This is a genomic window from Okeania sp. SIO2B3, assembly GCF_010672525.1.
Classification (GTDB): domain Bacteria; phylum Cyanobacteriota; class Cyanobacteriia; order Cyanobacteriales; family Microcoleaceae; genus Okeania.
In genome coordinates this window covers 1-8324 of record NZ_JAAHGH010000082.1, presented here as the reverse complement: position 1 = coordinate 8324, position 8324 = coordinate 1, and the positions used below count along the sequence as shown (strand labels likewise).

Annotated in this window: 2 protein-coding genes; one reads left to right on the top strand and one right to left on the bottom strand. The window is 40.6% G+C overall.

Features of this window, described 5'->3' with window-relative positions; translation table 11 throughout:
• A partial coding sequence (locus tag F6K15_RS29415; RefSeq protein WP_293068042.1) for a DUF4347 domain-containing protein occupies positions 1–5684 on the bottom strand: 5684 nt, incomplete at its 3' end.
• Between the two features lie 1345 nt (positions 5685–7029).
• Here F6K15_RS29415 and F6K15_RS29410 point away from each other — a divergent pair.
• A complete protein-coding gene (locus tag F6K15_RS29410; RefSeq protein WP_293068087.1) occupies positions 7030–7992 on the top strand; it encodes an aldo/keto reductase in 963 nt (320 codons plus the stop codon).
• Positions 7993–8324: the final 332 nt, after the last annotated feature.

Genomic DNA, 8324 nt, shown 5'->3' with positions numbered 1-8324 from the left:
ACTTCTTCTATTGTCCAGTCACTGTCACGGTTGTTGCCTGGATAAGCAATAGAACTGCGAGTACCGTCATTGTCCATTAACCAGATTTGGTTTTTACCTGAACCACTATTGCGCCATAGAATATCTGCCATTCCATCGCTATTAAAATCAAACCGGACTGGTTCACCACCGCTAACAGTAGTGAAGTTCCAGGTGCTGTTATCGGTAATACCAGCGTAATTATTGCCCGCAGTGTCTTCTATTGCTCCTGCTGCTATCTCGACATAATACTCAGTTCCTTCTGCTAAGTCTGCTGCGGGGTTGATCGTTACAATATCGTTAGAGATACTGACTTGACCGGATGTAACATCTATGGTATCTACTGTTGAATTGTCGCTAGCTTGCTTGATAACGATATTGCCTGCGCCTGCTTCGACATCTTCATTAAAGTCTATGACTAAATTTGCTGCTACTGCAACACCATTATCATTGTCGGCAGGAGTGAAAGTTTCGACCGTGGGTGCTTCTTCGTCAAGTTCGTTAACATTAGAGGAAAATTTCACTACATAGCTATCAGTATTGCCATTACTGGCCAAATCATTGTTGCCGTCAGAGTCGATGTCGATGCTACCAGAGAATTGTCCTGTAGCCCACACATTACCATTGCTATCGGTGGCTATGCCATTGCCAATGTCACTACTGCTACCACCGATATTTTGTGCAAACAGAAAATTGCCATTGCTGTCGAGCTTCGCTACATAGCTATCATAACTGCTATTACTGGTCAAATCATTGTTGCCGTCTCCGTCGATATCCATGCTGCCCTGGAATTCTCCTGTAATCCAGACATTACCATTGCTATCGGTGGCTATACCATTGCCAGAGTTACTATTGCTACCGCCGATATTTTGTGCAAACAGCAAGTTGCCATTGCTGTCGAACTTGGCTACATAGCTATCAGAAACGCCATTATTGCTCAAATCATTATTACCGTCTCCGTCGATGTCGATGTTGCCAGAGAATTCTCCTGTAGCCCAGGCATTACCATCGGTATCGGTGGTTATCCCTCTGCCAAAGTCACCACCGCTACCGCCGATGTGTTTGATAAACTGAAAATTGCCATTGCTGTCAAACTTGGCTACATAGCTATCAAAATAGCCATTACTGGTCAAATCATTGTTGCCGTCAGAGTCGATGTCAATGTCGTCATGGAAATATCCTGTAGTCCACACATTACCATTGCTGTCGGTAGCTATGCCATAGCCATAGTCATTATTAGTCCTAGCGCCGATGTTTTTGCCAAACAGAAAATTGCCATTGCTGTCGAACTTGGCTACATAACTATCAATAAACCCATTACTGGTCAAATCATTATTGCCATCTCCGTCGATATCGATGCTGCCAAAGAAAGATCCTGTAGCCCATACATTACCATTGCTGTCGGTGGCTATGCCCAAACCATTGTAAGGACGGGCAGCGTCGATCTTTTGGGCTAACTGAAAATTGCCATTGCTGTCGAACTTGGCTACATAGCTATCCTCATTACCATTAGTCAAATCATTATTGCCATCTCCGTCGATGTCGATACTGCCACTGAAATATCCTGTAGCCCAAACATTACCATTGTTGTCGGTGGCTATGCCATACCCCCGATCCTCATTGCTGCCACCGATATTTTGTGCAAACAGAAAATTGCCATTGCTGTCGAACTTAGCTACATAGCTATCCTCATCGCCATTACTGGTCAAATCATTGTTGCCATCTCCGTCGATGTCGATACTGCCACTGAAATATCCTGTAGTCCAAACATTACCATTGCTGTCGGTAGCTATGCCCCAGCCCTGGTCATCACCGCTACCGCCAATACTTTGGGCTACTGCCAGTTGCAAACTAACTGCTTCGCTACTGTTAGCAGTGGTGAAGTTCCAACTACTGTTGCCTAATATTCCAGCGTAATCATTACCTATAGTATCTTCGATCGCCCCTGCTGCTATCTCAATATAATAGTCAGTTCCTGGTGCTAGGTCGGCAGTGGGGTTGATAGTAACGGTATCGTTAGAGATACTGACTTGACTGGAGGTAACATCTATGGTTTCTACTATTGAGTTATCGCTGAATTGTTTGATAACGATGTTGCCTGTACCTGCTTCGACATTTTCATCAAAGTCAATGACTAAATTTGCTGCTACTGCAATATCTGTCGCATTGTCAGCAGGAGTAAAAGTTTCGACTGTTGGTGGAGTTGAATCACTACCATCATTGATCGTGAAAGTTGCTGTAAAAGCTTGATTTGTTGATTCACTGCCACTCCAGTTATCTTTATTGTTAAGTGCTGCTAAAAGTGTTGCCTTATCTCCCGTTGTAATCCCGGTGTATATTGCATTATCTATTTCACTTATCGCAACTGCATTGGTGCCATTAGTCAAACCTTGGGGCAACGCAGAAGTCTGAGTATCAGTAGCATCAGTTTGCCAGATTGCTAGTCCTTCATTATTCAGAGCGGCGATCGGAGTATTAGTACCCTGATAAGCAATAATCTGGTCGCCAGTAGCAGCAAAGTTCAAACTGCCAGATTCTGAAGCAGTTCCCACAGAAGCAAATGGAGTAGTGTCTATCTCAATTACAGTTCCCGCCGAAATACCACTTGCTGGTGCTGTCCATGTAATTATTCCTTCACCTGTGCTGAAACCAGAATCATCCCCTAGCCAACCGTTATCAGTAAACTTAATTTCTTCTAATGCTGGAATATCATCTAAAGCGACAAATTTAAAGTTATCTGTGCCATTAGCATTGTACTGAACAAATGCAATGTCTCCAGGATTGAGTGTTGTGTTTTCTTCTTGATTATTGATATTTACAGAAATATCTGCAGGTTCTAAGGGGTTGCCAGAGGTGTCATCGGCAGCATAAGGAATGGATGCTTCTCCTTCAAAACCATCTAGTGGGGTAAAGGTGAGGTTCCCGTCATCATCTACAGTAAATGTGCCTTCTCCAGGGGATGTGATGTTTTTCTGTATTCCTGGGGTGTCTATGTCTAGGTCGATGGTGGCGATGTCTACATTTTCATCGTTGTCGCTGATATTGAATGTGACTGGGGTGTTGGGAGCTGTGTTTGCTGTATCATCGGTTAATTCTGGTATGGCAGCCACATTTATGGTTATATCTGTGCTTCCTGATACTGTTTCTGTACCGTCGCTGACATTATAGGTAAGATCTCCGGGGTCATCTGTACCGTTGTAGTCGGATGGGGCGTCGTAGAGTAGTCCTTGTAGTTCCTCTGATGTTAATGTATCTCCATTGTTAACTGCTGTACCGTCAGCTTTAGTTACTTGCCCTAATGTCGGCAGTCCGGTGACGGTGATGGTTAGGGGGTCTCCATCAGCGTCCGTGGGAGCTGTTAGTCCTAATCCTGTATCTTGGCTAGCTTCATCTACTGTGATAGCACTGTTATTGGCTACTGGTGGCTCATTATTAATAATATCAACACCAACCGTACCCATACTCATTAGCGGACCGCCACTACCTTGATCCGCATCATCTGTATCTGGATCGCTATCTTCTGTGTTACCATCATCAATTGTGTATTTAATAGTTACTGACTCAGAATCTCTAATCGCGGTTTGACCATAGGCAATATTTTGCAACGCCAGATCGACTAGAGCGCCAGTAGCATTATTATCAAATAATAGTTGTAATGTGCCACCGCTATTAGTAGTAACTGTACCAATAGTAGTACCATTTACTATTAGAGGGCCTCCCTGTGTTAAATCTCCTAATACTCCAGTATTACTATTACTGAATTGATCGTCACTATTCGCTCCTCCATCTCTTGCCAAAGTAAGAGTCGCACCGTCGTAATTATCTCTTTCATCTAATTCTGGGTCTGTAATAGTGGCATCACCGTCTAGAATAACTGGACCGCTTGGAGTGACAGTGATAGTATTATCCAGGTTTTGAAAAGCAGGAGGATCATTGACAGGAATAACGTTAATCGTAGTTGTCGCAGTATTACCCGCATTGCCTTCTGTATCAGTTAATTGAATATCTACTTCCCTTGGAGTTCTATCTGGTGTGTCACTGGGATTCGTAAATTGAATTGCTTTGAGAGCTTCTTCAAAATCATCTGGGGTGGCTCCTACATCTGTATCATCTGCTGTCAAGGTAATAGCGGTAATAGTACTAGCACTACCATCACTAACATCAATGATATTCCCATTCTGGTCTCTAGCAGTTATACCAACAGGTAAAGCTGAAGCTAAGAACAACGTATCGTCAGCTTGAATAGTGTCGGAAGTCAGGGTAATAGTTGCGCTTTGAATATTTCCACCATCTACTGTTGTCCCGTCAAAATCTCGGAGTTCTACACTATCATCAACTATACCAACACCAGGATCGCCTTCAGTAAAGGTTTCTTCATAAGTGAAAGCGGGAGTATTAGGATCGTCATCAGGATTAATAAACGGAACATCAAACGGCGATGGTTGTCTTGGGTCTGACATTCCATCGTTATTATTTGTCTGTTCAGCATTAGAAACGAAAGTCGCTGTGGGAGAACCTGTCTCATAACCATCAATACGATAAAATTCTCCTACGTTGTTACGGTTAACATATAGTTCGCCATCACGATCTATCCATGCAGCACCAAAATCCTCTCCACCAGGCAAATTCAATACTGCTGTTCTAGTAATAGTATTATCTTGTAAATTGATTGTATATAGCCTACCATTATTATCTGTTCCGTAGAAGAATTCGTTGTCATCAACATCTCTTCTGTTGTATACTATATCTACAACTCTCTCTAAGTCTTCTCCAGTAAGATTAATTTCTTCTTGAGCGCCAGTAGTCAGATTAATTTTTTTAAGTTGTGTATCACCTGTTCGTACCCAGAGATTACCTTGATCGTCTACATCCCCTGAATTTAATTTTTCAGTTCCAGTTACTTCTGGAAAACCTAAATTCTCAATTGTGCCATCAGAATTAATCCTAATAACATCTCCTGCTGTCCCCCCATTAACATCATTATCTGTAATTTGAATTCCATAAAGAAAGTTATCTTGTATATTATACCCAGTGGCATTATATACAGGAGCTACAGGGACTCCTAGTTCTTCATAGTCACCTGTGAGAGGATTGTATATTCTTAGCTGACCAGAAATAACCTGGTAAAAATACGGCTGTTGCTCAAATTCAGCCAGAATATGCTCCCACTGATGTTCAACCCGATCGCTAAATGCCAGACCAACCTCAATCTCACCTGTAGTAACTTCCAACTCCCAGTCACCACCTAAAGCAGCACTACCTGTTGGTCTAGCAGAAGCTGCAATATTTGCCCCTGTTAGCTGATGCAGCTTTTCCAAAAATTCTGTACCTTTATCGGAAGCAGCGACATTACAACCATAGAGTAATATATTAGTCACCGACCAAGTTTCTAATTCTTCAGCATAACTATGATTAATACTATCAATATTTAATTGGCTATTACCCAACTGTAAACAACCTGGTGAACCATGAGAAACTATATGAACAGTTTTAACTTCCTGGTTACGAACTAATGTTTCTGTCATTTGTTCGATACCGTCGCGGTATAGATCCAGAATCACAATTTTAATATTGGGATTTGTTCCACGAACAAGAATTTGATAGTCTTCTACAGTGGGGTCTATAAATAGAATAGATTTAGTTATACCTAACAATTTTGAATTCATATATTCTCCTTTCTTTTAAATGTTTTTCTAAAAGCATTTAATACTTAATCTGTTTCCTCTAACATTTCGGCGTTGGTGAAAAGAGGTATAATATTATGTCCGGATAAGAGCGCCATAGAACTCCGTGACCTTTACGTGACCAAGAAAATTTCTCCTTCTACTCCTACTCCTGTTTCTTATTCTTTCTTCCCTCCTGAATCCTAAGTAATTAAGATTAGTATCATACAGTAATTCACCAACACCAACCTTTCTTTAGGTTAACTATTTTATAGCTAAAATAGCAAGCTTTTCTTAAAAAAAATTATAGTCTAAGTCAAATTACTACCGTACATTTACAGATGTTTATCTTGAATAAAAAAATAGGAATTGTTAATTACTTAAATATGTTTTTTGGACTCAATAAATATACTGAAAACCCCAACAATATCTATAAAAAAGAACATCATTAATCTGCAAATATTAATTATTGATCAGGACTTACCGAAAAATTGTGGTTTAAAGCCTCCCCTTTTAAGGGGATAATAAATAAAAATTTTCATCTCTTTGTCAATCCTCTTCTTTTCAAGGAGAGGTAATTATTAATTATTAATTATTAATTATTCATTATTGAAAGCACTTTTCAAATTGATGAACCACATCGTCATAACCAAAACCTTGTAGGGAAGTTATATGCAATCTCCCTACTGTAGTCTACTGAAATGAAAACCACTTTCATTAATGGATAATGGATAATTACCTCGGGTTTTAACCGCTACGGAATTGAATATAAGGAATATTGTCTTTTCTTGGTCGATGGTCGGACAGCGCAGGTTTCGGAGCCATCCCACCCTACGGGAAGCTCCGCTACGACCGCTTTTTTTCCCCTTAAAAGGGTCGGCTTTAAACCTGAATTATTTAATTATTTAATTATTAATTATTAATTATTAATTAGGGCTTGCTGATTAAATCTAAAAGTCTTTATAGATAAAGGTAAGTGCCTTTTTAAGTATCAAAAAGTGCGAGGTTTGAAGTGGTAATGGTTCAATTTAGGAGCGGATTTTGCTCAAGATTTGGGCAGAAAAATCATTCTTACAAAACGCCCGCTCCTACCTCCTCGCTCATTCCCCGTTCTCCCCTCCTGGGAGGGGCTAGGGGTGGGTTGTCTCCCCCTCCTGGGAGGGGCTAGGGGTGGGTTGTCTCCCCCTCCTGGGAGGGGCTAGGGGTGGGTTGTCTCCCCCTCCTGGGAAGGGTTTGGGGTGGGTTGTCTCCTCCCCCTACTAAAAGACTTTTTCAGCAAACCCTAATTATTCGGTAATGTACAATATGTTATAGCTATAATTAGACCCAAAATAATTAGGAGACAATGATGGAGAAGCGAAAATTAGGTAACTCTGAAATTGAAATTACCCCAATCATTATGGGTACATGGCAAGCCGGAAAACGTGGATGGGCAAATATTGAAGATTCTGACACTATTAAAGGAATAAGAGCTGCTGTTGATGCCGGCATCACCACAATTGATACTGCTGAAATTTATGGAGAAGGTTACTCAGAAAGAATAGTTGCTCAAGCAGTAGGAGATGTTCGAGAAAAAGTAATTTTAGCGACTAAAGTTTTTCCCAATCATCTCAAATATGACCAAGTAATAGAAGCTTGCGATCGCTCCCTCGAAAATCTTAAAACTGATTATATAGACCTCTATCAAATTCACTGGCCATCTGGTGCATTTAATAGTGAAATTGTACCAATTGCAGAAACAATGAATGCTCTTAATAAACTGAAAGAACAGGGTAAAATTCGAGCAATTGGTGTGTCTAATTTTTCTCGCGAACAAACAGCAGAAGCAGCTCAATATGGTCAGATTGATAGTACCCAACCACCCTATTCTTTATTCTGGCGAAAAATAGAAAAAGAAGAAATGCCTTACTGTGTTGAAAAGAATATTTCTATTATTGCTTATTCTTCATTAGCACAAGGATTATTAACAGGTAAATTCGGACCAGACCATAAATTTGCTGAAGGCGATCATCGTGCTAAAAATAGACTTTTTTATATTAAAGAAAACTATGAACGAGTGCAAATAGCTTTAGAAAAACTCCGCCCTATTGCTGAAAGTAAACAATGCAGTCTAGCTCAACTAGCGATCGCCTGGTTAATAGCTCAACCCCAGACAAATGCTATTGTTGGAGCAAGAAATGCCGAACAAGCTACTGCTAATGCTCAAGCTGGAGATGTTAAATTATCTAAAGATGAGTTGGCAGCAATTGATGCGATCGGACGGATAGTCACAGATCCTTTAGACGATCGCCCTGTCATGTGGGATTTTTGAAGTAGGTGGAACAATTAATAATTAATAATTAATAATTAATAATTAACAATGGCTTTGTTGCATGAAAGTATATAGCTGCCGCACTTGCTCCGTATATGTACTTCATAACGCGCGGAAACTGCTGTAACTATTGGACAATAGATCGATAGAACATCCATCTTTGACAAAAAAAGGTTGAAACTTTTACCTGTAAAAGCTTTGAGGTTTACAGCGGTTTTCATTTCAGTAGACCACAGTAGGGGCGAATGGCATTTGCTAACGCAAAGCTCCGCTAACGCCCTTACAAGGTTTTCGTTATGACGATGTGGTTTATCAATCTGAAAAGCGCTGTA

What these genes read in the sequence shown, in the direction of transcription:
- F6K15_RS29410 (WP_293068087.1), top strand. Translation starts at nt 7,030, where the DNA reads ATGGAGAAGCGAAAATTAGGTAACTCTGAAATTGAAATTACCCCAATC.